A 22,134-nucleotide genomic window follows, 5' to 3' on the forward strand; every position below is an offset into this window, starting at 1 on the left:
GATCCCACCTTTGCTGGCGGCATAGGCGGCCATGTACGGATGGGCGAACGATGCCGCGGTGGAGGTGAAATTCACCACGACACCTCGTCCTGATTCGCACAGTGCCGGCAGTGCTGCCCGAGTCATCAAAATGTGCCGGTCAGGTTCACCGCCAGGGTCCGATTCCAATCAGCCAGGCTGTGTTGGTGAGTGTGGGAGCATCGTTGGATTGCAGCAGCGTTGACCAAAACATCAAGGCCCCCAAACCTATCAATGGCCTCAGCGACCGCACGTGTGACTGCGTCCTCGCTGGAGACATCAACGACGGCGGTGTGTAGCCGCTTCGCGTCTTCAGCTTCGTCCGTGGCCGCAGCAGTGGCTATCAACCCCTGTTCGTTGACGTCGAAGCCCGTCACCGTGCCACCCTCGGCGAGCAATCGGGCGACGGTGGCCGCGCCGATACCCGATCCGGCCCCAGTGACGATGATCCCCCGGTTGTCGAACCTCTTCATGTTGCGCCTTCCTTCAATCAACCCGGGCGCAGCACACCGATATCGCCGGTTGAAATGCGGACGTCGAAGTGCCGGTTGATAATCCGCCATCCTTCAAGCGTTCTCACGTGCTCGTCGTGATAGGTTCCGATTGCTTCGTACGGCGTCAGCCGGGCGCGATCAGCCGAGCCGAGGTGAATGACACGCGCTTGCGTCGACGACCTGGCGTGGTCGCCGTCGACGTCGACGTTGTAGTTGCCGAGCAGGTGCTGCGATGGCCCGCATCCACCCAAAAAGCTGCGAATGGAGGCGATGATTGCACCGCGGCCTTCGACCGGGGAGCCGTAGTGTCCCTTCGCATCCGGGTGAAACACGTCATCGAGCCCTGACCAGTCGCGGTTATCGAGGCATGTGGCGTACTTATTGACGAGCTCGATAATCGCGGTTCGGTCGACGCAACCACACGTCGTCATGCAAGCTGGAAGGAGCTGATCGGTGCTCCCTCGGGATAGGTCGTCGGCCCACCGAGGTCGTAGGCCGCGTTGAGGGTGCGGATGAACTCTGGGTCGTGCAGTGGGTCGTCCGGCATCGCAAGTTTGATGCCTTGTGCATTGACGTCCTTGACCATCGTGTCGATCGCCTGCTCGATGGTCAGGTCGTCGGAACCTTCCATGTTCTTTCTCAGTTCGGCATGGTCCGTAAAGACCTCGGCCGACCAGTGCACCAGCAACCGCAACTCTTTGGTGTGATGGCGGGCGACAACCTCGTCGCCGGTTTTGAGCAGCCAATAGTTTCGGTCGTCAGGATCGCCGGTGAACACGGTCTCGAATGCCAGGCCGGCCGGAATCTGTTGGCCTAGTGGCCCGTTCGCTTCGCCGCGGTGCAGCATCATCTCGTTCTGCACGACGACGCCGCGGTTGTTGATCGGCGGCAGGACCCGCCTGGGCGCCCGTAACGGTCCGTCGGGCCAGTAAGTGAATCCGCTGCCGCCATCCAGCGAGAACCAGGTGATGACCTGCGCCATCTTGATCAGGTAATCCTGGAAAAGGCCGGACTTGCCCATGACGCTGGTGAGCCACGTCGGGGCGTTCTCGTGGCGAACACCGCGGAAGCTCGGCGAATCCAGGTGTCCCGGATCGCGATTGGCGCACGGCCCGTTGATGTTGAATAGCATCAGTTGCGGCTTGGCGTATTTGGCATTCCAATAGCCTTTGGCCAGTTCCAAGAACTGGGCATTGTAGAAACAATCGTGCAGCTGCGGGTACAGCACCGCGCCGTAGTTGGCGAGGTAGCCCCGGAAGGTTGGCGTGAGGAACAGGTCCAGCGACGGGGTGAAGCCTTCGGGGAAGGCTCCGCTCATGGTCGCGATCAGCTCGTCGGCCGAGGCGAAATGCTGCGCGATGATCAACTTCCACGGACCGCTGGTGCGCACCACATCGAGGAGACGTTTGCGTTGGTCGCCGGAATAGACATTGTCGATTTCGAGTGGCGGGGCAACCGGACGCAGCACGTCGGAAAGCTCCATCCGTCGCTCGTCAGTGAGCATCAGCTGTCTCCTTATGCGGGTTTGGATTGGTGTGATTGTGCGACTGTCGCAGGGCCGCGGCTGTGTCGTGTCCGGTGATTGGGACATCCGTTCGTGACGGCCTGGCGAACCGTGCGCGCAACAGTGCCCCGACCTCGGCGATGGCCAGCCGACCGCGTGCGGTCGCATCAGGCCGCATCAGAAAGCCGTGGTACATACCGGGATAGCGAGTGAGGGTGGTCTGCACACCGGCGTCGCGGAGTCGAACTGCGTATCGCTCCGCCCAGTCTCGGATGGGATCACATTCCGCGGTCACCACGATCGCCGGTGGTAGATCGGATAGATCGTCGGCATAGGCGGGAACCAGATACGGGTCGTGCATCGGCCCATCGTCGCCGTCGACCAGCGCGTGCATGTAGTTGATGTCGTCGAGGCTGAGCATGGGTGCGTTCGGCATTGCTGCGATCGACGACGCGGTCATGTCGCGATCGAGACCCGGGTAGAGAAGCACCTGCGTGCAGAGAGCGGGTCCGCCACGATCGCGGGCGGCCAGCGCGACCCCGGCGGCCAAAGCACCGCCCGCGCTGTCGCCGGCCACGGCGAGACGTGCCGCGTCTACGTTCAGGTCGGCAGCATTGTCCGCCACCCATCGGATGGCTGCGAAGGCGTCGTCGAACTGCGCAGGTGGCCGAAATTCCGGGGCCAGGCGGTAATTTACGGCGACCACGGCGGCGTTGGACGTCGATGCCAACGCGCGGGCTAATGGTTCGAACGAGTGGTTAGAGCCCATGACGAGCCCGCCGCCGTGGAAGTACACCAGCACCGGCTGCGCGGATTCGTTTGTCGGACGGTAGATCCGGATGTCGAGGGAGCCATCGGACCCGGGTATCGCGACGTCTGTGATGTCGGCCATCGCGGGCATGTCCTCCGGGAGTGGCACTGACTCGATCGCGGTACGAATGGCCGCCAAGCCCCGTTGTCGCATCGGCGGAACGTCGCCGAATGACGCTAGGCGTGCGGCAGCATCTGGATCCAGGACGGGCTGTGTCATCGGAGTGTCGGTGGACGTTGTGCAACAAGGATGTTCGCTCGTTCGGTCATTGCCGTGCTGACCGAATCCTGCGTCAGCAGATAGAACTTTCCGGCCGCGGACTGTTCGAAGATGGTCTCGGCTGCCGCCAGTGGATCCATCGCCGCGGCCTTGATGCGCAGCATCGCCGATCGTTGTGCGTCGGCGGCAGCGATATCACCGGCGTCGACGCCACCGGCCGACTCAAAGATGTTGGACACCACCGCACCGGGCAAAACCGCCTGAACATGAATATGGCCGGCGTGGCCTGCGGTCTGGACATCCAGATGCAGGCATTCGGTCAACGCCAGTACTGCGTGTTTGCTCAGGATGTAGGGCGCCTGCAATGGAATTGCTACCACCCCCCCGACGGACGACAGGTTCCACACCCAGGTTTCTTCGTCGCAGGCCATCATCCTCGGCAGGAACGCACGCACGCCGTGAAAGACTCCGCTGACGTTGATATCCAGCACTCGTTGCCAATTGGCGATCGGTGTGTCCCACAGATAACCGAACTGTTCGATTCCGGCGTTGTTGACCAGCAGACGCACCGGACCGAACTCCCGAAAAGTGTTGTCGGCCAGGCTTTCCATGGCGTCAACGTCCCGCACGTCACAGACGACGTCACGGGCGTCGCCGCCAGCCGCGGACAGCTCGTCGCGGATCGTGGCAATAGCATCGCCGTCGATATCGGCCAGGACTACTGTCATACCTAACCGGCTCGCATACCGAGCGATGCCCGCGCCGATACCGGCACCGGCCCCGGTGATCACCGCGGTGCCGCCGGAGAAGGTGTCTCGAGCGCTCATGAACCCGCGGGGCTGTCGGCGGTCAGCTCCGACAGCAACACGGAATTCTGAGTGTCCAGAACGACGCCCATCTCGGTGAAGACAAGACCGGAGGATTCGCGACGTACGCCGACGTCGACCACTCCGCTAGACACCGGGAATGGCACGAAGTTGGCGATCTGGTTAACGAGAATGTAGAAGCGGGCCGTGGTGACCACGCCATCGGCGCCGGTACGGTGGATGTTGGTGGCGTGGTGCCGCAGCGGGTAGGGACTCTCCTTGCGGTGCTGGATCAGCCAGTGCATCACCGCCTCGCGGCCGTGCATTTCTGGCGACATTAGTTCTTCGAATGGACTGGCGCCGCTGTCGCTTCGTGTCACGTAGTGGACGTCCTCGGCGTAGCTTGCCGCTAGATCGTCGTAGTGTGCCTCGTCGTAGGCATACCAGAAGCCGCCGATGAATTCCTGAAGCTCCGACAGCGTGATGTCGTTGGTCATACCGGCAAGTCAACTCTCGTACGGCACGACGAGCTGTGGAGTTGCCCGATGAGTGGAACACAGGCTGGCAGAACCTGCACTCGGCTTCGATACTCGAGATCATGACCGCAGCCACGGAATCGACGCCGACCCCGGGCCACGCTGACATGGACGAACTGCGAGACAACCTGCGACTGGCCGACCCTGGCGTCTTGACGGCGGTGTTGGCCCAGCTGACCGGCGACCCCGGCGTGATCGACACCTACGCCTCCAGGATTTCGCACCTGCCTGATCCGCCGGAGCGGGCCGGTGTCACCGACACCGACACGGCGGCGACGTTGGTCGAGCACATCGTGGATGCGTTGGGCCAGTCGCCGAAACCCGACGCGGTTTCTCCCTGCGACCGCGAGTTCTTTGCGCGACTACTGCCGATCGCACTCGGTTCGCAGGTCGACGACGAGCACGTCGATCTAATGCTTGAGCAAGGTGGATTTCGGCGGTCGCAGCCGACACTGCCACGCACTGTCCCGATCCCAAACAGCTTCGAAATCGCCATCGTTGGAGCAGGCATCGCCGGGATCAGCGTTGCACTCGCAGCAGCCGAAGAAGGCGTGCGCTACACGATCTTCGACCGCAATGCGGAGATAGGCGGAACCTGGTACACCACCGTCTACCCCGGCATCGGGGTCGATACTCCCTCGGCGTATTACTCGTTGTCGCGGGAGGTCAATCCAGACTGGACAAGTTACTACCCGCAGGGGGCGGAGTATCAAGCGTATCTGGTCAAGCTGGCGGACAAACACAAGCTGCGCGATCACATCCGGTTTCGCACCGAGGTAGAGGCGCTCTGGTGGGACGAGGACCGCAAGCAGTGGCAGATCCATTGGGTTGACGTCGCCGGCCGGCGTGATGTCAGCTACGCCACAGCGGTGGTGACCGCGGCCGGCTATCTGAATCGACCACGGTGGCCCGAGATCCGGGGCCGGGAAACGTTCGCGGGCATCAGTATTCACTCCGCCCGATGGGATTCCTCGCTAGATCTCACCGACAAAAAAGTGGCGATTATCGGCGCCGGTTGCACCGCCGTGCAGATCGTCGACGCCTGCGCCGACCAGGTGGACCATCTGACGGTGTTTCAGCGCCAGCCGCATTGGGTGGCGCCACGAAAGCGGCTCACCGATGATGTGCCGGCCTACAAGCGATACCTGGGCAGGCACCTGCCGTACTACGCGCACTGGAACCGCTTGAAGTCCTACTGGGGTACGGCGGACAATAATTACCCAGTCATTCTTCAAGACCCGGAGTGGGCCAAGGATCACCTGTCCATTTCACCGGCCAACGACATTCTGTTGCAGATATGTCTGGATTACATCGACCGCACCTTCGGCAAGGGCACCGAGCTGGCGAAGAAGGTCACCCCTGACTTTGCGCCGTACGGAAAGCGGATTATCCGCGATCCGGGCGGCTACTATGCGGCGTTGACTCGGGATCACGTCGACGTCGAGGCCAGCGAACCCGCCGAGGTGAACGCGAATGGCATTGTCACTCAAGAAGGTCGGCAGGTCGACGTGGATGTCATCATCTACGCCACCGGTTATCACCTGGACTTTCTGTCGACCGTCGACATCAGAGGCCGGCACGGCAAGAAGCTGACCGATGAATGGGGCGACAGCCCGCGTTCCTACCGTGGGGGCACCGTGCCCGGCTTTCCTAATCTGTTCACGATGTCGGCGCCCAACTACAGTCCTGGCCACGGCGCGGGCGCGAACTTCTCGATGGAGGTGCTCGCGCACTACATCGTCGAATGCCTGCAGATGATGGCACTCCGCGGAGCAGCCACGATGGAGGTCACGCAGCGCGCATATAAGAACTACGTCGCGGCGATCGACGAGGCGATGAGCCGCACCGTCTGGTGTCATACGCCGAGCGCACATACGTACTATCGGTCAGGCTCCGGTCGGGTCGTGGTAGCCACCCCGTATCGGCTGGTGGATGTCTGGCAACAGCATCGCGCGCCGATCGAAGAGGACTTCGTTCTACGGTGAGCCAAATACTCTCCGGCAAAACAGCTTTGGTCACCGGCAGCAGCCGTGGTATCGGCCGGGCGATTGCTCAGCGACTGGCGGCGGAGGGCGCGATGGTCGCGGTGACGGCACGGGCGTGCGGGCCGTCGCTGTCCAGCCGGGGCGGCGCGGCGTTGGCGCTGCCGGGCACGATTGCCGAGACCGTGTCGCTGATCGAAGCAACAGGTGGATCTGCGTTCGGGCTCGCCGCCGACCTCGAGGATGCCACCGCGCGAGGTGGCCTGATCGACGCGGTGCTGGACCGCACCGGCCGCGTCGACATCCTGGTCAACAACGCCGGTTTCGCCGATTACGCGGTGGTCGACGAGATGTCGATGGAGACCTTTGACCGGACTGTCGAGCATTATCTACGGACCCCGTTCGTCCTCACTAAGGCGGCGGTGCCGCATATGCGCAAACAGGGCGGCGGGTGGATCGTCAATATCGGATCGGTTACCGGCGTGGCCCCGATACGGCCGTACCGCGATTACAACAGGATAGCCGGTGACGTCATCTACGCCTCGTGCAAAGCTGCGTTGCATCGCTTCACTCAGGGCGTCGCCGCCGAGTTGGTGGACGACAACATCGCTGTGAACTGTGTCGGACCGTCGACCGCGATTAACACACCGGGGGCAGCGCAACTGATTCCAGAAGACTTTCCCACCGAGCCGGTCGAGTATCTGGCCGAAACAGTACTGGCGATGTGCCATCTGCCGGCCGCAGATCGCACGGGCCTGGTGGCGTTCAGCCTGCACTACCCGTGGTCCCAGCGGCTGCCGGTGCACAGCCTCGACGGCGCGGCAGTGCTGCAGCCGTTGCCGCCGCCAGCGGGCTCGAACCCCAATGTGGTCGCCGCCGGGATGTGACTTACGACCGGAGAACGCCGCGATCGGATTGACAGTAGCTGTGGCACAACCGATCTCGGACAATCACGTCGGGGCATTCGGGATCGAACCAGCGGTCAACCACCGCCCAGTGGATCGGATGCATGAGATAGGGACCTATCAGACCGTCGACATCATTGAACTCTTGCTCGAACACGTGCGTCCACTGGGAATCGCCGATCGCATCGTCGACGCGGCTGAGCTGCCATGCTCTGATCGACGGTATGAAGCGCGTCATCGACCGCAGCTCGCCTTCAAAACGTGCCACCGTATCCGTGGAAACTTCCGGTGAAACCCGCAGCAGCAGAGTGCGATAGACAGTACCGTCGTCGTCGCGTGTCGGCGAGCCCGCGTAGCCGGCACCGTTGATGCGGGTGATGGCTGGGTCCTGCAATGCGTCGGTGAAACAGTCTGCAGCCGACCACCAATTCCGAATGGAACCGAATCTCAGATGAACCAGAACGTCGCCGCCGTTGCGCGAACCAGGAAGTGTGGGTTCGACGAGATGTATATCAGCGCCGGTGGCTGTGGCAGCAGCCCGTGCCGTGGCCACGACGCGATCGCGCTCACCGGCGACGACGTCGAGGAGTCGGGTGACGCTATACATCACATAGCCCTTCGACATCGTCGGGCGCGGCGGCGAACGACCGAGTTCGCTCGACAACCAATGCGTCTATCCGTGACCACCATTCACCCAATCTTGCGTCCGGGCGACCCTTCCACGTCATCTGCCACCATGCCTGCGTGCTGGGCAGGGTCCAGGTGATCGTGATGGTGTTGGACAGGTCGTCAGACCAGATTGGTGGGCTGACCAGGACGTCATTCAACGTCATGCCGCGGTCGCCGGCGCCCGGCACGTATTCGGAGAGATACATATCGACAAGCGTTCTGGCGCAACCGGGTCTGGCCACCATTCTGTCGATGACATAAACCCGACCGCCGGACATGACTTAACCAAGCAGCCGGGACAGCTCCCGACAGGCCTGTTGGCGTGCCCGCTGCGCGATGCCGAGCGTGGGCATCGTCATGAACCCGTGGATGCCGCCCTCGAAGACGCATCGCGAAGTGGTGACGCCCGCGGCGTCGAGTGCGTCGGCGAAGGCGATGCCTTCGTCCCGCAACGGGTCGTGGCCGGCGATGACGACGACCGCGGGTGGCAAGCCTTCCAGGTTCGCTCGCAACGGTGAGGCGTACGGGTGGTCTCGATCGCGAGCCACCGGCACGTACTGGTCCCAGTACCATCGCATCGCCGGCTGCGGGTTGTAGAAACCCTTGCCGTACAACCGATATGACTCGGTGTCGAAGTCGGCGGCGATCACCGGATAGATCAGCAACTGCGCCGCGATCGGGTGACCGGTACGGTCACGCGTCATCAATGCGGCGACGGCGGAAAGGTTGCCCCCCGCGCTGTCGCCACCCACCACGATGCGCGCGGCGTCAGCACCGGTGTCGTCGGCGTGCTCCGCTGCCCACTGGGCCACCGCGTAGACATCTTCGGCCGCAGCGGGCCACTGATGTTCCGGCGCTAGGCGATAGTCCACGGAAATGACAACGGCCGGAATACGATTGGCGATATCACGGCATAGACCGTCGTGGCTGTCCAGGTCGCAGAATACGAACCCGCCCCCGTGCGCGTAGACGACAGCGGGAAGGCGCCCATCACTGGCAGGTCGATATAACCGTACCGGGATGTCACCGCCGGGCCCTGATACGACGGCGTCGCGGACCTCGGCCACTGGTTCGGGCTCGAGTGGCGGCGCGAACCGCGACCGGATGAGCTCGCGGGCCTGTGCTCCGGTCATTGTGTGCACCGGCGGGAAGCCGGCGTCCAGTGCCTCGATCAACGGGGCGAGTTGCGGATCGAGGCTCACGCGTACTGCAACGCCGGTCGTGCTGTGGAAACGGGACGACACGGCAGCAACGGTCGCAACGGCTGTAGGGTCGGTGCGACCCGCTGCGGGCCGTCTTCGACGTTGCGCCAGATGCTCATCGCCGTCATCCGGATCGGGGCGGCGAGGCGCTGATCTAACATCATCCGATTCATCGGACCGCAGACCGATACGGCCGCGACCGCCTCGCCGGGGCCGCCGATAGGGGCTGCAACGCAACCGAACCCGAGTTGCGACTCTTCGCGCTCGAACGCGATGCCGCGTGCGCGAACCTTGGCCAGTTCGTGGGCCAGTTGCGTGCTGGCGGAAATCGAATACTTCGTCTTGCGGAATTGCAGGTCGACTTCGGCATCCTCATCGCGGAAGGCCAGGATGGCCTTGCCGACGGCAGTGCAGTGCGCGGGCTGGCGACCGCCGACCCGGGTGAGGACTGCGGACGCCAACCGGCCGCCGACCTTTTCTAGGTACACCACATCGGGTCCATCCAGCAGTGCGAGATGCACGACAAGTCCAGTGGCGCGGTGCAATTCACTCAGCAGTGGGCGGGCCGCCCGCACGAGGCGGTCCTGGTGTACCGCGAGGGAGCCCAGCTCTACCAACCGCATACCGAGCTCGTAATCGCGGCCACTGCGGCGCAACCAGCGCAGCTGTACCAGTCGCTCGAGCATCCGATGGGCCGACGAGCGGGGCAGCCCGGTGCGGCGCACGAGCTGGGCGAGGGTGAGCCGGCCCGGCCCGTCGAAGGCGTCGAGGACCAGCGAGATCCGATCGATGACGGCGCTGGGAGTGGCGGACCCGGCGGCTGCACTGCTTCTGACACTCTCGGGCATCGATTCTCCAACCCTTGTATACCTGGATGGCATATGACTAATAGTCATATAGATTCTTAGCACATGGATGTGTCCGCTGTCACTAGACGCACCAAATTTGCCGAGACGACTGGCTGGCGTTGGACTATCGGCGCAGCTCAGCCCTTGGCCGCTGACCGACCCGCCCGGCGACCATAGAAGCTGCCGTCGCCCAGCGATACTCCACTGGCGTAGCCCCACGCGGCCAGCCCGGCGGTGGAACGGCCCGCGGCGAACAGCCCCGGGATGGGCTCCCCGTTGACGTGCAGTACCTCGGCGTCCAACGTGGTTGCCAGCCCGCCCAGGGTGAATCCGCCGGTGTTTTCGCGCAGATCGATGGCGCCGACCGGCGAGCCTATCGGCTTGATCCACTGAGGCTTCTTGTGCAGCAACGGATCTTCGCTGCGAGCCGCACCTTCGTTGTAGGCGGCCACGGTCGCCTGCAGCGAACCCGGCGGCAGCCCCATGTCGCGTTCCAGGCCGGCGACGGTGTCGGCGACCCAGGTCGCCTCCCGCAGGAGGAACTTCGGGGACCACGAGGCCATCGCGTCGTCCTGTGCGTCGCTGTCGATGATCAGGTAGGCCGTGTTGTCCTGGTGGTAAAGGGTGAGCTGACCGACCCGGCCGGGGTAGGTGTCCTCGGCGACATAGCGCTGACCGCGGCCGTTGACCAGGATGCCGCGCACAAGCTGTTGGGGATCGATGAAGATTGCGACCTCGGTGGCGTCCATGTGGGCCAGATCGGCACCCAACGCCTGCGCCATCCGAATCGCCTGACCGTCGTGCTGCTCGATCGACGCGGCCGGTCGTCCGGCGATCCGCGGGGCGAAGCGTTCCACCATCTCGTCGTTGTAGGCGAAGCTGCCGGTCGCGAGCACGACACCGGTGCGGGCTCTGATCGTCATGTCGGTGCCGTATTGGCGGGCGCGCAGGCCGACCACTCTGCCGTCGGATCCGACGATCAGACACTGCACCCGAACGTCGTAGAGCGCCCGAGCACCGGCTGCAGTCGCCGTCTCGACCAACGGCTTCATCAGCATGTAGCCGGCGCTGGCCTCGCCCTGCTTCTTGTTCTGCATCTGCGGCACGTGTCCGCGCGGGGCGGGAGTGGCAATCGTGTTGAACGGGTAGGAGTTTTCGCCGCCGCTGTACATCAGCCCTTGGTCGCCCATCGGCTCCCAGCCCGGCTCGGCGAAGAACTCCGCTTTGAACGGCACGCCGCAGCCGACCAGCCAATCGAAATGCGCGACGCTGCCCGCACAGTAATCGGAGATCCGGTTCTCGTCGGCGCCGGGACCCATCGCGACGTTGAGAAAGGCCGCCATGTTGTCGACGGAATCGTTAAAACCGCAAGCGGTTTGGAGTGAGGTACCGCCGCCGAGGTAGATGAAGCCACCGGCCATCGCGGCCGCACCGCCCCAGGAGCCGGTGCGCTCCAGGACCAGGACGTCGGCGCCGGATCGGGCTGCCTCAACCGCCGCCGCCGCACCGGCCACTCCGTAACCGGCGATCACGACGTCGGCCTCGTGGTCCCACGAGCTGATCGACGACGCCGCGATCGGCGTTACGTCGGTCTCGGGCTTCATAGCCGCATGGCCGCTGGCATCTCGCCGACCCACTGATGGCCCCAGTAGCTGTCGGCGGTGATTTCCTCTGCGGTGTAAAAGGTTTCGTCGACTCGCATGCCCTCGGTGCCGAACTCGATGTCCCAGTCGCCGGGTGCGCGAACGTAGAACGACACCATCTTGTCGTTGGTGTGACGGCCGAGGGTGGAGGACAACTGGAAACTTTCGGCATTGACTCGATCCAGTGCCCGACCGACCGCGTCGAGGGTGTCCACCTCGACCATGATGTGCACCAGTCGCGGGTCACGCTGATGCGCTGCCGGCACGATGGCCAAGCTGTGGTGGCGTTCGTTGATACCCAGGAAGCGAACCCGGACCGGGCCGAACTCTTTGGGCAGTGGAACGCGGAAGGCGCCGCGAGAGCGGAAGCCGAGCACCTCGGTGTAGAAGTCGAACAGCCCGTTGGGATCGGTTGCGGGCAAGACGACGTGACCCATGCCTTGATCCCCGGTCACGAACGTCGCCCCGAACGGAGTGACAACCGGACTATGGTCGAGTACCGCGCCGTGGAACACCTCGAGTGTGGTGCCGGCCGGATCGTCGAAGGCGATCACCTCTTCTACGCGACGGTCCTCGGCCTCGTCGTTCGACAGTTGCTTGAAGGGCACGCCCGCGCCGTCCAGGGCCGCTTTGACCCGCTGGAGTGCCGGGTGATCGCGCACCTCCCAGCCGACAGTGAGCACCCGGTCGGTGTCTCCGGGCACGACGATCATTCGCGCCGCGCGTTCGTCCATCCGCAGGTACAGCGCGGACGGGTCGGGCCCTTTGCCCTCGGCGAAACCGAGAACGCCGAATGCGAACTGCCGCCAGCGCGCGATGTCGTTGGTCGAAATAGTGATGTAGCCAAGGCTTTTGAGATCGCTCACGGTCTGTCTTCCTAAATCAGTGCCCGCAACGGGCCGTCCGGGGGTTCGACGCCCAGCGAACTGAGCGCCGCCGCGTGATACGTAGTGCCGGGCACATGGATCGCGTGCATCTGGCCGACATGCACGTCGCGCCAGTATCGCTGCAGCGGCTTGTCCATCCGCGCGGCGTTGCCACCGGATCGCGCGAAGATCTCGTCGACGGCCGATACCGCGCGCCAGACGGCGCGAACCTGGGTACGCCGGCCGGCTGCCCGGTCTGCGAATGACACCTCTTTGCCGGCGGCAACCATTTCGTAGATGCGGTCGGCGTTGGCCAGCAATTCCTGACGGGCGGCATTGATGTCGGCGGCCGCCTCGCCCACCGCATGCATCACGTACGGATCGTCCTTGATCGCGGTTCCCGTGGCACCGACCCGCGCCCGCTGATAGTCCAAGTGCGCCGCGAGCGCGCCCTCGGCGATCCCAATGGTCGCGGCCGAAATCCCCAGCGGGAACATCGTCGACCAGGGCATCAGATACAGCGGCTCGGTCATGCCGGCCTCGCGCTGTGCAGTGCCGTCCATCACCTTGGTTGCGTCCATAGTCCGGTACGTCGGCACGAAGGCGTCCTTGACGATCACGTCCTTCGAACCGGTTCCGCGCAGCCCCACCACATTCCACGAGTCCTCGACGATCTCGTAGTCCTTGCGGGGCAGGATCATGTGCAGCATCTGCGGCGGCATCAGCGGTATGCCCTTGTCGTCGCCGAGCATCGCGCCCAGGATGATCCAGTCGCAGTGGTCGGTGCCCGAGCTGAACTGCCAGCGTCCGTTGAAGATGTAGCCGCCGTCGACGGGCCGGGCCACACCCTGCGGTGCATAGGGCGAGGCCATCCAGGTGTCGACGTCGTCTGCCCAGATCTCGGCGGAAACCTTCGGGTCGGCGTAGGCCAACTGGTAAGGGTGAACGCCCACCACACCGACGATCCAGCCGGCGGCCGGATCCAGCGCCGCGGTCGCCATCGTCGTCTCGGCGAATTCCCGTGGGTGGACCTCGAACCCCTGGTACTGCTTGGTCTGGAGCAACCGGATCAACCCGGCCGACTTCATCATCTTGACGGTGTCGTCGGTGAGTCGTCCGATCTGTTCGGCATCGGCGGCCTGTTCGCGCAACTGGTCGGCCATGTGCATCACTCGGTCGAGTGCACGTTCGCTCATGATGTCGTCCTCCGGTCTCTAGGCCTAGTGATGGTCTACCGCAGTGCACCGCTTGTCCGCTGCCGATCCCGTTGAGCGGACGGAAAACCTCTGCGATCGACCGCGATGTCCAATGACCGGGAAACCGCCTTGGCCGCCACGCCGCCTTCCCTACAGTGGGTCCTTGTGACGCGCGATGAGCCTCTGGACGCACTGATTGTGGGCGCCGGGTTCGCCGGGCTGTACGCACTACACAAACTGCGCAGCCAAGGACTGTCGGTCCGGGTGCTCGAGGCCGCGCCGGACCTCGGCGGCACGTGGTACTACAACCGGTATCCAGGCGCGCGCTGCGACGTGGAGAGCGTCGACTACTCGTACTCGTTCTCCGAGGAACTCCAGCAAGAGTGGAACTGGACCGAGAAATACGCCACCCAGGCCGAGATCTTGCGCTATCTGAACTGGGTTGCCGACAAACTCGACCTCCGTCGTGACATCGTCTTGAATGCCCGCGTGGTGTCCGCGGAGCTTGATGAGTCCGGGGCGAAGTGGAACCTTGCCACCGCCGATGGCGACGTGCTGACGGCGAGGTACTGCCTAATGGCGACCGGGTCGCTGTCGGCCGCGATGACCCCGGACTTCCCGGGGCTGCAGGATTTCGCCGGCGAGATCTACCACACCGCGCACTGGCCGCACGATCCTGTCGACTTCGCCGGCAAGCGGGTTGCGGTTATCGGCACCGGATCATCTGGCATCCAATCGATTCCGATCATCGCCGGGCAAGCCGCGCACCTCTACGTCTTTCAGCGCACTGCCAATTACAGTGTCCCGGCCGGCAACAAACCCTTGTCGGCCCAAGATCTTGACGAGATCAAGGCGAACTACGCCGAACGGCGTCGGGTGTCGTGGCGCAGCGGTGGCGGGTCGCCGCATGTCACCGCGGCCCGCCCGACGCTCGAGTTCGACCCCGAGGAGCGTCGCGCGGCGTTCGAGAAGCGCTGGCAGCTCGGCGGTGTGCTCTACTCCAAGACCTTCCCAGACCAGCTGACCGATCTGGCGGCCAATGACGAGGCCCGCAAGTTCTACGAGGAGAAGGTCCGCGCCGTCATCGACGATCCAGCTCTCGCCGATCTGCTGATTCCTACCGACCATCCGATCGGAACCAAACGAATCTGTACCGACAGCAACTACTTTCAAACGTTCAACCGATCCAATGTCAGCTTGATCAGCGTGCGCGCCACCCCGATCACGTCGATCGATGTGTCGGGAATTACTACCACCGAAGCCCATGTCGACCTCGATTCCATCGTCTTTGCAACGGGTTTCGACGCGATGACCGGGGCGTTGGCGAAGATCGACATCGTCGGCCGTGACGGCACGACACTTCGGGATGACTGGGCGAAAGGCCCGCGCACCTACCTCGGGTTGGGCGTCAATGGATTTCCCAACCTATTCATGATCTCCGGACCCGGGGCACCCGCGGTGCTGGCCAACATGGTGCTGCACGCCGAGGCGCAAGTGAACTGGATCGCCGACGCGCTCAGCTATCTCGACCACCACGGTTACGCCGCGATGGAGCCAACTTTGGACGCGGTGGACAGTTGGGCTGCCGAGTTGGCCCGGCGTGCCGACGAGTCGCTGTTCTCCAAAGCCAACTCGTGGTACATGGGGGCGAACATCCCAGGCAAACCAAGGGTTTTCATGCTGTTCATTGGCGGCTTCGCAGCGTACAACGACATCTGCGCCGAGGTCGCTGACGCCGGATACAAGGGATTCGTTTTAGTCAAGGCCCGATAAGGCTGCGGCAGAAGGCGGTTGCGATGCAGAGTGGTTCAGGTCAACTTGCCGGAAAGGCTGTGCTGATCAGCGGAGGCGCCGGAGGCCTCGGCGCAGCCTTCGGGCGGCACATCATCGCCCGCGGCGGCAGTGTGGTGCTCGCGGATCTGCTCGACGACGAGGGCAACAAGCTGGTCGGCGAGCTCGGCCCGCAGGCGCGGTACACGCATCTCGACGTCACCGACCCGGAGCAGTGGGCGTCGGTAGTGCAGTTCACCCTCAACGAGTTCGGCTCGCTGGATGGTCTGGTGAACAACGCCGGCGTATCGACGGGGCAGTTCCTCGAGCACGAACCGCTAGCACACTTTCGGATGGTCTTGGAAATCAACCTGGTTGGGGTGTTCAACGGTCTGCAGGCGGTGATCAAGCCGATGCGCTCGGCAGGCGGCGGGTCGATCGTCAACATCTCGTCTGCTGCGGGGCTGTTCGGCCTGGCGTTCACTGCGGGCTACGGGGCGTCGAAGTGGGGAGTGCGCGGACTGTCGAAGATCGCCGCCGTCGAGTTGGGCCCCGAACGGATTCGGGTCAACTCGGTGCACCCGGGCATGGCCGCCACCCCGATGACTGCCAATATCGGCGTCCAGGTTGGCGAGGGCAACTACCCCAACCTCCCGATGGGACGTATCGCCGTGCCGGAGGAGATCGCCGGGGCCGTCGGCTATTTGCTGTCGGACGACGCCGCGTACGTGAACGGCGCGGAGATTGCCGTTGACGGAGGGTGGACCGCGGGGCCGACCTTGAAATACGTTATGGGCCAGTGACACCAGACAGGAGCAAGATGAAGCGACTAGCAGGCAATCGGATCCTGGTGACCGGCGCAGCATCCGGCATCGGGCAGGCGACCACGCTACGGCTGCTGGACGAGGGTGCCACCGTCGTCGGGGCAGACGTCGCCGCCGACGGACTGGACAAGACCCGCGCCATGGCCCAAGAGGCCGGCGGCGGCGAGCGCCTGACCACGCTCGAGATGAACATCGGCGAGGAGCGTTCGGTAGTCGATGGTGTGGGCTCGGCGGTGAGCACGCTGGGCGGCCTGGATTCGGTAGTGAACGCCGCCGGAATTCTGCGCGCCGTGCACACCGAGCAGATGGGTCTGGATCTGTGGAACCAGATCATCGGGATCAACCTGACCGGCACCTTCCTGGTCGTCCGCGAGACGCTGCCGGCACTGTTGCAGAATCCCCGCAGCGCAATCGTCAATTTCAGCTCCACTTCGGCGTCGTTCGCCCATCCCTACATGGCGGCGTATGCGGCGAGCAAAGGTGGCGTTCAGTCCTTCACGCACGCACTGGCCCTGGAGTATGCGAGTAAGGGACTGCGGGCGGTGTGCGTATGCCCCGGAAGCATCAAGTCCGGAATCACCGATGCCACAGGTGGATACATTCCGCAAGACGCGGATTGGAGCCTGTTTACCAGGCTGATGCCGATCATGCCGACCACGGAGGAATCCAGCGGTGCCGGCATGGCTGCCCCGTCAGCAGTGGCCGGGGTGATCGCGATGCTGGTCTCCGATGACGGCGCCTTCATTACCGGCACCGAAATCCGCATCGACGGCGGCACTCACGCGTGACCTTCACCTACGAAGACACCCTTCGTGAAATCACCACTGACGCAGGTGTTCTGCGCTATCACGAAGCGGGCCTGACTGACGGGCCAGCGTTGCTGCTCCTGCACGGTTCCGGACCGGGCGTGACGGGGTGGCGAAACTTCCGCGGCGTGCTGGGCACGTTCGCCGAGTTCTTCCGCTGTCTGGTCCTGGAATTCCCGGGATTCGGCGTCAGCGACGATTTCGGCGGCCACCCGATGATCACCGCTTTGGATGCGGTGGTGCGCTTCGTGGAAGCGCTGAGCCTGGATACCGTTGACATCATGGGTAATTCGATGGGCGGCGGTGTCGCGATCAACTTCGCGATCGCTCACCCCGAACGGGTGCGCCGGCTGGTTACCATCGGCGGCATCGGCCGCAACATCCTGACTCCCGCGCCGGCGGAGGGCATTCGGCTGCTGCAGGAGTTCACCGAGGACCCCAGCCGCGAACGACTGGTCCGATGGCTGCTTTCGATGGTGTACGACCCGGCGACGGTGACCGAGGAACTCATCGAGGAGCGGTGGAACCACGCCACCGATCCGCAGACGTTGGCCGGGGCGCGGCGGATGTACAGCAAGGAAGCATTCGCTCAGATGATGAAGGCCATGGAGTCATCCAAAGGCCCGCAACCGTGGGCGGTGATGCACCGCGTACAGGCGCCGACCCTGATCACCTGGGGCCGCGACGACCGGGTCAGCCCACTGGACATGGCGCTGCTTCCAATGCGCACCATCCCCAACGCCGAATTGCACGTGTTCCCCAACTGCGGCCATTGGGCGATGATCGAGGCGAAGAAGGCCTTCGAGAGTGCCGTGCTGGCGTTCTTGCTGCGCAAGTAGATCAGTTGACACAGGGCACGCCGCCGCCACCGATCGGTGCACCCCGATCAGGGGTCGGGTCGGTGGTGTCGGTGGTCATGCTGGTCTTCCACCCGTAGCTGCCGTAAATACTTGATGGCGAAGCGGATTCAGTAGTGGAAGACTCATCCTGACTGGGTGCCGAGAAGTTGTCGTCGACGACGACCTCGACATGCCCGAACTGCAGTTTGTGATTCGGCTTGTCGGGTGCGTCGATGCCCAGCAGGCTCGCCACTTCGTGTGCGTCGGCATCGGCACCGGGCGCGAATTCGATTGTGGTGGAGGTGGGTTCACCACTTACCCGGTCGCGTACCGCGCCGGTGGTGTAGCCGTCGTGCTTTAGCGTGCGCGCAACCTTGGTGGCCAAACCGCCCACGCTGCTGGCGTTGACCACATCGACGACGGTCGTCGGACTGGGGATGCCCTCGGTGGTCGTGCTCGTGCTCGCAGAGGAGGTCCCGAACGCGGCCGCGACTTCGGCCTGGATAGCCGCGGGATCGACGATGTTGACATCTTGACCGTTGATGTTGTCGTAGCGCACGACGGGCAGGGTCCGGTATTCGATCGAGCCACCGGCCAGCGCGCCCATCTTGCGGAACATGTCCTCGTCCCAACCCGACGACAGCACCACGTCCTTGCGTGCCACCGCCATCAGACCCTTCAACTTGCCGAGATTGGTGAAGGTGCCCGCGTCCTGAAGTTGGTGCATCACCGACGAGAGGAAGGCTTGCTGGCGGTGGGTACGGTCCAGGTCGCCGTTTTCCAGGCCGTGGCGCTGCCGCACGAACGCCAGCGCCTGTTCGGCATCTAGCCTCTGGGGGCCGGCCGGGAAGTCGGCGCCGGAGTAGTCGTCATACACAGCGTGCTTAAGGCAGACGTCCACGCCGCCGAGGCTCTTGGCCAGGTCGTAGAAACCGGCCAGGTTGATCTCGGCGAAGTAGTCGATCGGCACACCGGTCAGCTTCCGTACCGCTTTCAACGTGGCGGCGCGGGCGGCTTCGCGGCCCTTGGTCTCCAACTCTTTCTGGTCGCTCACACCTTTGTTGATCATTTTCTGCTCGACGTACTGCTTGGTCAGCCCGTAGGCCTCTTTGATCTTGATGTGGTTGTAGCCGGGGACGCCGCTGAAGGTTACCCAGTCGTCGCGTGGGATGGAGAACGCGGACACTTTGTCGTCGGGGCCGACGTGCGCCAGGATCAACGTGTTGGTGTTGTAGCCGCCGTCATCGGAGTCTCCGGCGTGCAGGTGCTTCAGCAAGCTCCAGGGCAGGTCGTCGCCGTTCTGGTCTTTCCGCGAGTCCAGCCCGATCAGCAGGATGTTCATCCCGTTCCCGTTGGACTTCGGGTCCTCCGAGCCTAGGGCCTGCGAGACGGTGATCCCGCTCAGCATCCCGTGCGCCATCCAATAGCCCGAGCCGGTCGCCAGCAATGCGGCTACCGCCACCAGCGCCCAGGTGACGTGCGCCAACCCGCGGCGCCGCGGTTTCGGCGGCGTCGCCCGATGGCGATGCTTAGCGCTGTAACGCTGCAGGTCTCCCACCACAATCTCGGCTTTATTCGGGGTTCGCGCCTGACCCGGGATGAAATAGGTGCGCGGGCAATGATCGATACCTGTCGTCTAGTATGCGGCAGCTTGCTGAGGACCGTGCTGTGAGCCAGGTAACCGCAAAGATTTGACGCCTAGGTCAAAAATCCTCTGAACAGCAGCGATATGCCGACAAGCCGTTTCCGTACGGGGGTACCGATTGTGGCCAAATCGTGCGCTAGAGATCCAGAACGGCCCTGTCGGTGGCCGATATTGCGGCGTTGAAGCGGGCCTGGGCCGCAACCGCGGTGTGCTCGGCCATGCCTGGCAGGGGATTGTTGTGGGTGATCAGCAGGCGTGACACCCCGGCCTCGACGGCGATGGTGCCAACCTCCTCGCCGGAGGTGTGGCCACGCTCGGCGTGGGCGGGTTCCCATGCTTCGTGCAGCAACGTCGTCACGCCCGCCACGTGCCGGATGGTCTCCGGATCGAACTCGGTATCGGTGCAATAGGCCAGGCGATCGCCGATGCGGAAGCCCGCTGACGGCAGCGGGTGGCGGGTCTGCTCCCACGTCTGGATTTCATGTCCGGCAAAGCTCAACGTGTCCCAGCCCAGCTCTGCCCAGCGCGCCGCTGCCAGCGGTGACGTCGTCTGGAACGGGGTGGCGAGAAGTTGCTCTTCGACGATCGAACGGGTGGGACGGCCGTAAGCCATCGAGCCTGGCCCGGCGATCGTGAGCTCTCGGCCGCCAAGCGCACGTGCGCTGACGAACCCGAGGCCCGTCACGTGATCGAGGTGAAAGTGGCTGAGCGCCAACGTCACTGCCTCGACTCCCTCGAGCAGCGACGTATCGAGATGCAGTGCACCGAAACCGGTTCCGGCATCGAAGATTAATGCCTCGGTCCCAAAGGTGACCAGATAGCAGCTCGTCTGACGAGAGCTAGTGGGAATCCATCCACCACTACCGAGAACCGTCAACCGCATGATGTGAAATCTACGACCCCAAGGACTGCGTCAGCGCGGCGACGGTCGCCAGATCAGTCAGCGCGGCTACGCCACGCCGAACACCTTCCAGCGCAATGCTTTCGTCTTGCATGCCGCCCATCCCGGCGGTGATCAACGGTGCGACATAGGCGTACAGCGCGCCCTGCCGATAGCGCAGCCAGAGCTCATCGGCATCGAGTTCGGGGCCACCGGCCGCCACCAGGGCGTGGCGATAGGTGGCGAGAAGGTCACGTTCGCAGGATTGGCGGTCGGCGGTGGTCATGCCGGTGATCAGCGTGTAGGACAGTTCCCGTCCGGGGTGCCCGCGGCGCACCGCCTGCCAGTCGAGCAATCCGGCTTTGCCGTTACGGAAATAGACGTTGCCCGGATGAGCGTCGCCGTGCGTAACCGTGTTCGGTTGGCCGTCAATCAGTTTGGCGACGCGGCGGTAGTTGTCGATGATGAAGCGCCCGTCCTCGACAAGAATGGAGGTTCGCTCGGCCAGCCGACGCGCAGAGGTGTTCAGCAGCGGCCCGGTCAGCAGTGAGGTGTGGTCGCCCGACGCCGAGTACACCCAAGCTGGCAGACGTTCCCAGAATGTCGCGTGCAATCGCGCGAGCAGCTCGACGATCATGCTCGCCTGGTCCTTGTCGAGCGGATGCAGAGTGTCGGGGAAGATGCAGGGATCGACTGCGAGGTCTTCCAGGATGAGCACGAAACGACCGGTGACCGAGTCGAATGCCGAGCCGTACGACGCGGGCAAGCCGGTGAGCTGCGGCGCCAACTCGCGATAGAACCGCACCTCGGTGTGCGCCAGCTGGCCCAGTTCGCCCATCAGCCGAGTGGCGGCGGTCTCGGCGGCCATTTTGACGAATACCGAGGCGGGGACATCGTCACCGGTCAGTGCCAGCCGGGCTCGCGACGAGGTCCCGGCGTCGCCGCCGATCATCGACACCGACATAACGCGGCGGCCCATGATCTTCGAGAGTGCTTGGGCGTCAAGCTCGTTGATTGATCGCGGCAGTGAACGCAGGCGACCGATTACGGCATCGGTCGCGACCCGTTGGATTCCGCGGCCCAGATGTGCGGCCAGGCCGAGCGCCGGCATGAGGTTACTCACCGATGCATCGTTACAAAAAGCCAATGATCTGTAAAGCAGTCGCTACCGTGTGCCGCCGGCCTTCGGACTGGTTGGGCTGGTAGGACTCGTTGGACTGGTCGGACTGGTCGGGCTGGTCTGGCTGGTCGGGCTGGTCGGGCTCGTCGGGCTGGTGGGACTGCTGGGACCCGGCATGGCTCCAAGGCCTGGCCCTTCGCCGCACCAGTCGGCTACATCCTTCGGATACTGCTCAAGCGGTGGAGGGCAGCGGTACCCGGGCGGGAAGTTGGCGCCGGCGTTGAGCAGATCGCAGGGAACCAAGACCTGTTTGCCTTTTTGGGTGTTGCTCACACACTTCACCGGCTGACCCGGCGGCACCGATGGGTCAGCATGAGCCGGAAGCGGGACCATTGCGAACACCAACACGATGCCGAGCACCCAGACAGGACGGCGATAGTTCATGACAACTCCTCTTGAACTTGAGCCCCCTGTCAGGATTGAACTGACGACCGCTTGCTTACAAGGCAAGTGCTCTACCACTGAGCTAAGGAGGCCGGTTTAAACCGAGG

22 protein-coding genes, 1 tRNA gene and 1 pseudogene are annotated in these 22,134 nt (G+C 63.9%); 6 read left to right on the forward strand and 18 right to left on the reverse strand.

Annotation, left to right across the window (positions count from 1 at the left end; genetic code table 11):
- The 6 genes and pseudogenes from WAO18_RS18445 to WAO18_RS18470 all read right to left on the reverse strand — a co-directional run.
- Window positions 1–491, reverse strand: a pseudogene (locus WAO18_RS18445) (SDR family NAD(P)-dependent oxidoreductase); the annotation flags it as partial.
- Window positions 492–508: 17 nt separating this feature from the next.
- Window positions 509–943, reverse strand: a complete 435-nt coding sequence (locus tag WAO18_RS18450) for a nuclear transport factor 2 family protein (RefSeq protein WP_422207676.1) — start codon at window positions 941–943, stop codon at window positions 509–511.
- Window positions 940–2,016 carry a hypothetical protein gene (locus WAO18_RS18455; protein ID WP_422207677.1) on the reverse strand — a complete coding sequence of 359 codons (1,077 nt, stop codon included), beginning with the start codon at window positions 2,014–2,016 and terminating at the stop codon, window positions 940–942. The genes WAO18_RS18450 and WAO18_RS18455 overlap by 4 nt, the downstream gene beginning before the upstream one ends.
- Window positions 2,006–3,046, reverse strand: coding sequence for an alpha/beta hydrolase (locus tag WAO18_RS18460; RefSeq protein ID WP_422207678.1), 1,041 nt, complete (start codon window positions 3,044–3,046; stop codon window positions 2,006–2,008). The genes WAO18_RS18455 and WAO18_RS18460 overlap by 11 nt, the downstream gene beginning before the upstream one ends.
- Window positions 3,043–3,873 (reverse strand): SDR family NAD(P)-dependent oxidoreductase, encoded by an 831-nt coding sequence (locus WAO18_RS18465; RefSeq protein WP_422207679.1) that lies wholly within the window; start codon window positions 3,871–3,873, stop codon window positions 3,043–3,045. The genes WAO18_RS18460 and WAO18_RS18465 overlap by 4 nt, the downstream gene beginning before the upstream one ends.
- Complete coding sequence (locus WAO18_RS18470; protein WP_422207680.1) at window positions 3,870–4,349, reverse strand: nuclear transport factor 2 family protein; 480 nt, start codon at window positions 4,347–4,349, stop codon at window positions 3,870–3,872. The genes WAO18_RS18465 and WAO18_RS18470 overlap by 4 nt, the downstream gene beginning before the upstream one ends.
- 101 nt (window positions 4,350–4,450) lie before the next feature.
- Between WAO18_RS18470 and WAO18_RS18475 the strand changes: the two genes are divergently transcribed.
- Together WAO18_RS18475 and WAO18_RS18480 are read left to right on the forward strand one after the other, a co-directional pair.
- Window positions 4,451–6,373: an NAD(P)-binding domain-containing protein gene (locus WAO18_RS18475; protein ID WP_422207681.1), complete on the forward strand. Its 1,923-nt coding sequence runs from the start codon at window positions 4,451–4,453 to the stop codon at window positions 6,371–6,373.
- Window positions 6,370–7,257, forward strand: coding sequence for an SDR family NAD(P)-dependent oxidoreductase (locus WAO18_RS18480; protein ID WP_422207682.1), 888 nt, complete (start codon window positions 6,370–6,372; stop codon window positions 7,255–7,257). The genes WAO18_RS18475 and WAO18_RS18480 overlap by 4 nt, the downstream gene beginning before the upstream one ends.
- A gap of 1 nt (window position 7,258) precedes the next feature.
- Here WAO18_RS18480 and WAO18_RS18485 read toward each other — a convergent pair whose 3' ends face one another.
- From WAO18_RS18485 to WAO18_RS18515, 7 genes are all read right to left on the reverse strand, one after another.
- Window positions 7,259–7,882, reverse strand: a complete 624-nt coding sequence (locus tag WAO18_RS18485) for a Dabb family protein (RefSeq protein ID WP_422207683.1) — start codon at window positions 7,880–7,882, stop codon at window positions 7,259–7,261.
- Complete coding sequence (locus WAO18_RS18490) at window positions 7,875–8,222, reverse strand: hypothetical protein (protein WP_422207684.1); 348 nt, start codon at window positions 8,220–8,222, stop codon at window positions 7,875–7,877. The genes WAO18_RS18485 and WAO18_RS18490 overlap by 8 nt, the downstream gene beginning before the upstream one ends.
- 3 nt (window positions 8,223–8,225) lie before the next feature.
- The gene (locus WAO18_RS18495) at window positions 8,226–9,146 is read right to left on the reverse strand and encodes an alpha/beta hydrolase (protein WP_422207685.1); all 921 of its coding nucleotides are present in this window, start codon (window positions 9,144–9,146) and stop codon (window positions 8,226–8,228) included.
- Window positions 9,143–9,994, reverse strand: coding sequence for an IclR family transcriptional regulator (locus tag WAO18_RS18500; RefSeq protein WP_422207686.1), 852 nt, complete (start codon window positions 9,992–9,994; stop codon window positions 9,143–9,145). Before WAO18_RS18500 ends, WAO18_RS18495 begins: the two co-directional genes overlap by 4 nt.
- Before the next feature lie 137 nt (window positions 9,995–10,131).
- A complete protein-coding gene (locus tag WAO18_RS18505) occupies window positions 10,132–11,598 on the reverse strand; it encodes an FAD-dependent oxidoreductase (protein WP_422207687.1) in 1,467 nt (488 codons plus the stop codon).
- Entirely contained in the window at window positions 11,595–12,503 is a 909-nt protein-coding gene (gene bphC / locus WAO18_RS18510) for a biphenyl-2,3-diol 1,2-dioxygenase (protein WP_422207688.1), read from the reverse strand. The genes WAO18_RS18505 and bphC overlap by 4 nt, the downstream gene beginning before the upstream one ends.
- Before the next feature lie 11 nt (window positions 12,504–12,514).
- Window positions 12,515–13,699, reverse strand: coding sequence for an acyl-CoA dehydrogenase family protein (locus WAO18_RS18515; protein WP_422207689.1), 1,185 nt, complete (start codon window positions 13,697–13,699; stop codon window positions 12,515–12,517).
- 165 nt (window positions 13,700–13,864) lie between these two features.
- On the opposite strand from WAO18_RS18515, the gene WAO18_RS18520 reads away from it, so the two are divergent.
- Genes WAO18_RS18520 through WAO18_RS18535 form a run of 4 tightly spaced genes read left to right on the forward strand, consistent with a single transcriptional unit; the run spans window position 13,865 to window position 17,938 of the window.
- Window positions 13,865–15,472 carry a flavin-containing monooxygenase gene (locus WAO18_RS18520; protein ID WP_422207690.1) on the forward strand — a complete coding sequence of 536 codons (1,608 nt, stop codon included), beginning with the start codon at window positions 13,865–13,867 and terminating at the stop codon, window positions 15,470–15,472.
- Between the two features lie 23 nt (window positions 15,473–15,495).
- Window positions 15,496–16,272, forward strand: coding sequence for an SDR family oxidoreductase (locus WAO18_RS18525; RefSeq protein WP_422207691.1), 777 nt, complete (start codon window positions 15,496–15,498; stop codon window positions 16,270–16,272).
- Window positions 16,273–16,289: 17 nt separating this feature from the next.
- Window positions 16,290–17,081 (forward strand): SDR family NAD(P)-dependent oxidoreductase, encoded by a 792-nt coding sequence (locus WAO18_RS18530; protein WP_422207692.1) that lies wholly within the window; start codon window positions 16,290–16,292, stop codon window positions 17,079–17,081.
- Entirely contained in the window at window positions 17,078–17,938 is an 861-nt protein-coding gene (locus tag WAO18_RS18535; RefSeq protein WP_422207693.1) for an alpha/beta fold hydrolase, read from the forward strand. The genes WAO18_RS18530 and WAO18_RS18535 overlap by 4 nt, the downstream gene beginning before the upstream one ends.
- 1 nt (window position 17,939) lies before the next feature.
- On the opposite strand, the gene WAO18_RS18540 is transcribed toward WAO18_RS18535, so the two are convergent.
- The 5 genes from WAO18_RS18540 to WAO18_RS18560 all read right to left on the reverse strand — a co-directional run bounded on the left by WAO18_RS18540 (window position 17,940) and on the right by WAO18_RS18560 (window position 22,119).
- Window positions 17,940–19,496, reverse strand: a complete 1,557-nt coding sequence (locus tag WAO18_RS18540; RefSeq protein WP_422207727.1) for an LCP family protein — start codon at window positions 19,494–19,496, stop codon at window positions 17,940–17,942.
- A gap of 223 nt (window positions 19,497–19,719) precedes the next feature.
- A complete protein-coding gene (locus WAO18_RS18545; RefSeq protein ID WP_422207694.1) occupies window positions 19,720–20,466 on the reverse strand; it encodes an MBL fold metallo-hydrolase in 747 nt (248 codons plus the stop codon).
- 10 nt (window positions 20,467–20,476) lie between these two features.
- Complete coding sequence (locus WAO18_RS18550) at window positions 20,477–21,574, reverse strand: phosphotransferase (protein ID WP_422207728.1); 1,098 nt, start codon at window positions 21,572–21,574, stop codon at window positions 20,477–20,479.
- Between the two features lie 54 nt (window positions 21,575–21,628).
- The gene (locus WAO18_RS18555; RefSeq protein ID WP_422207695.1) at window positions 21,629–22,027 is read right to left on the reverse strand and encodes a hypothetical protein; all 399 of its coding nucleotides are present in this window, start codon (window positions 22,025–22,027) and stop codon (window positions 21,629–21,631) included.
- A 20-nt stretch (window positions 22,028–22,047) separates the two neighbouring features.
- Window positions 22,048–22,119, reverse strand: a tRNA-Thr gene (locus WAO18_RS18560).
- Between the last annotated feature and the right edge of the window lie 15 nt (window positions 22,120–22,134).

This window comes from Mycobacterium sp., from assembly GCF_049278535.1.
Lineage (GTDB): Bacteria > Actinomycetota > Actinomycetes > Mycobacteriales > Mycobacteriaceae > Mycobacterium.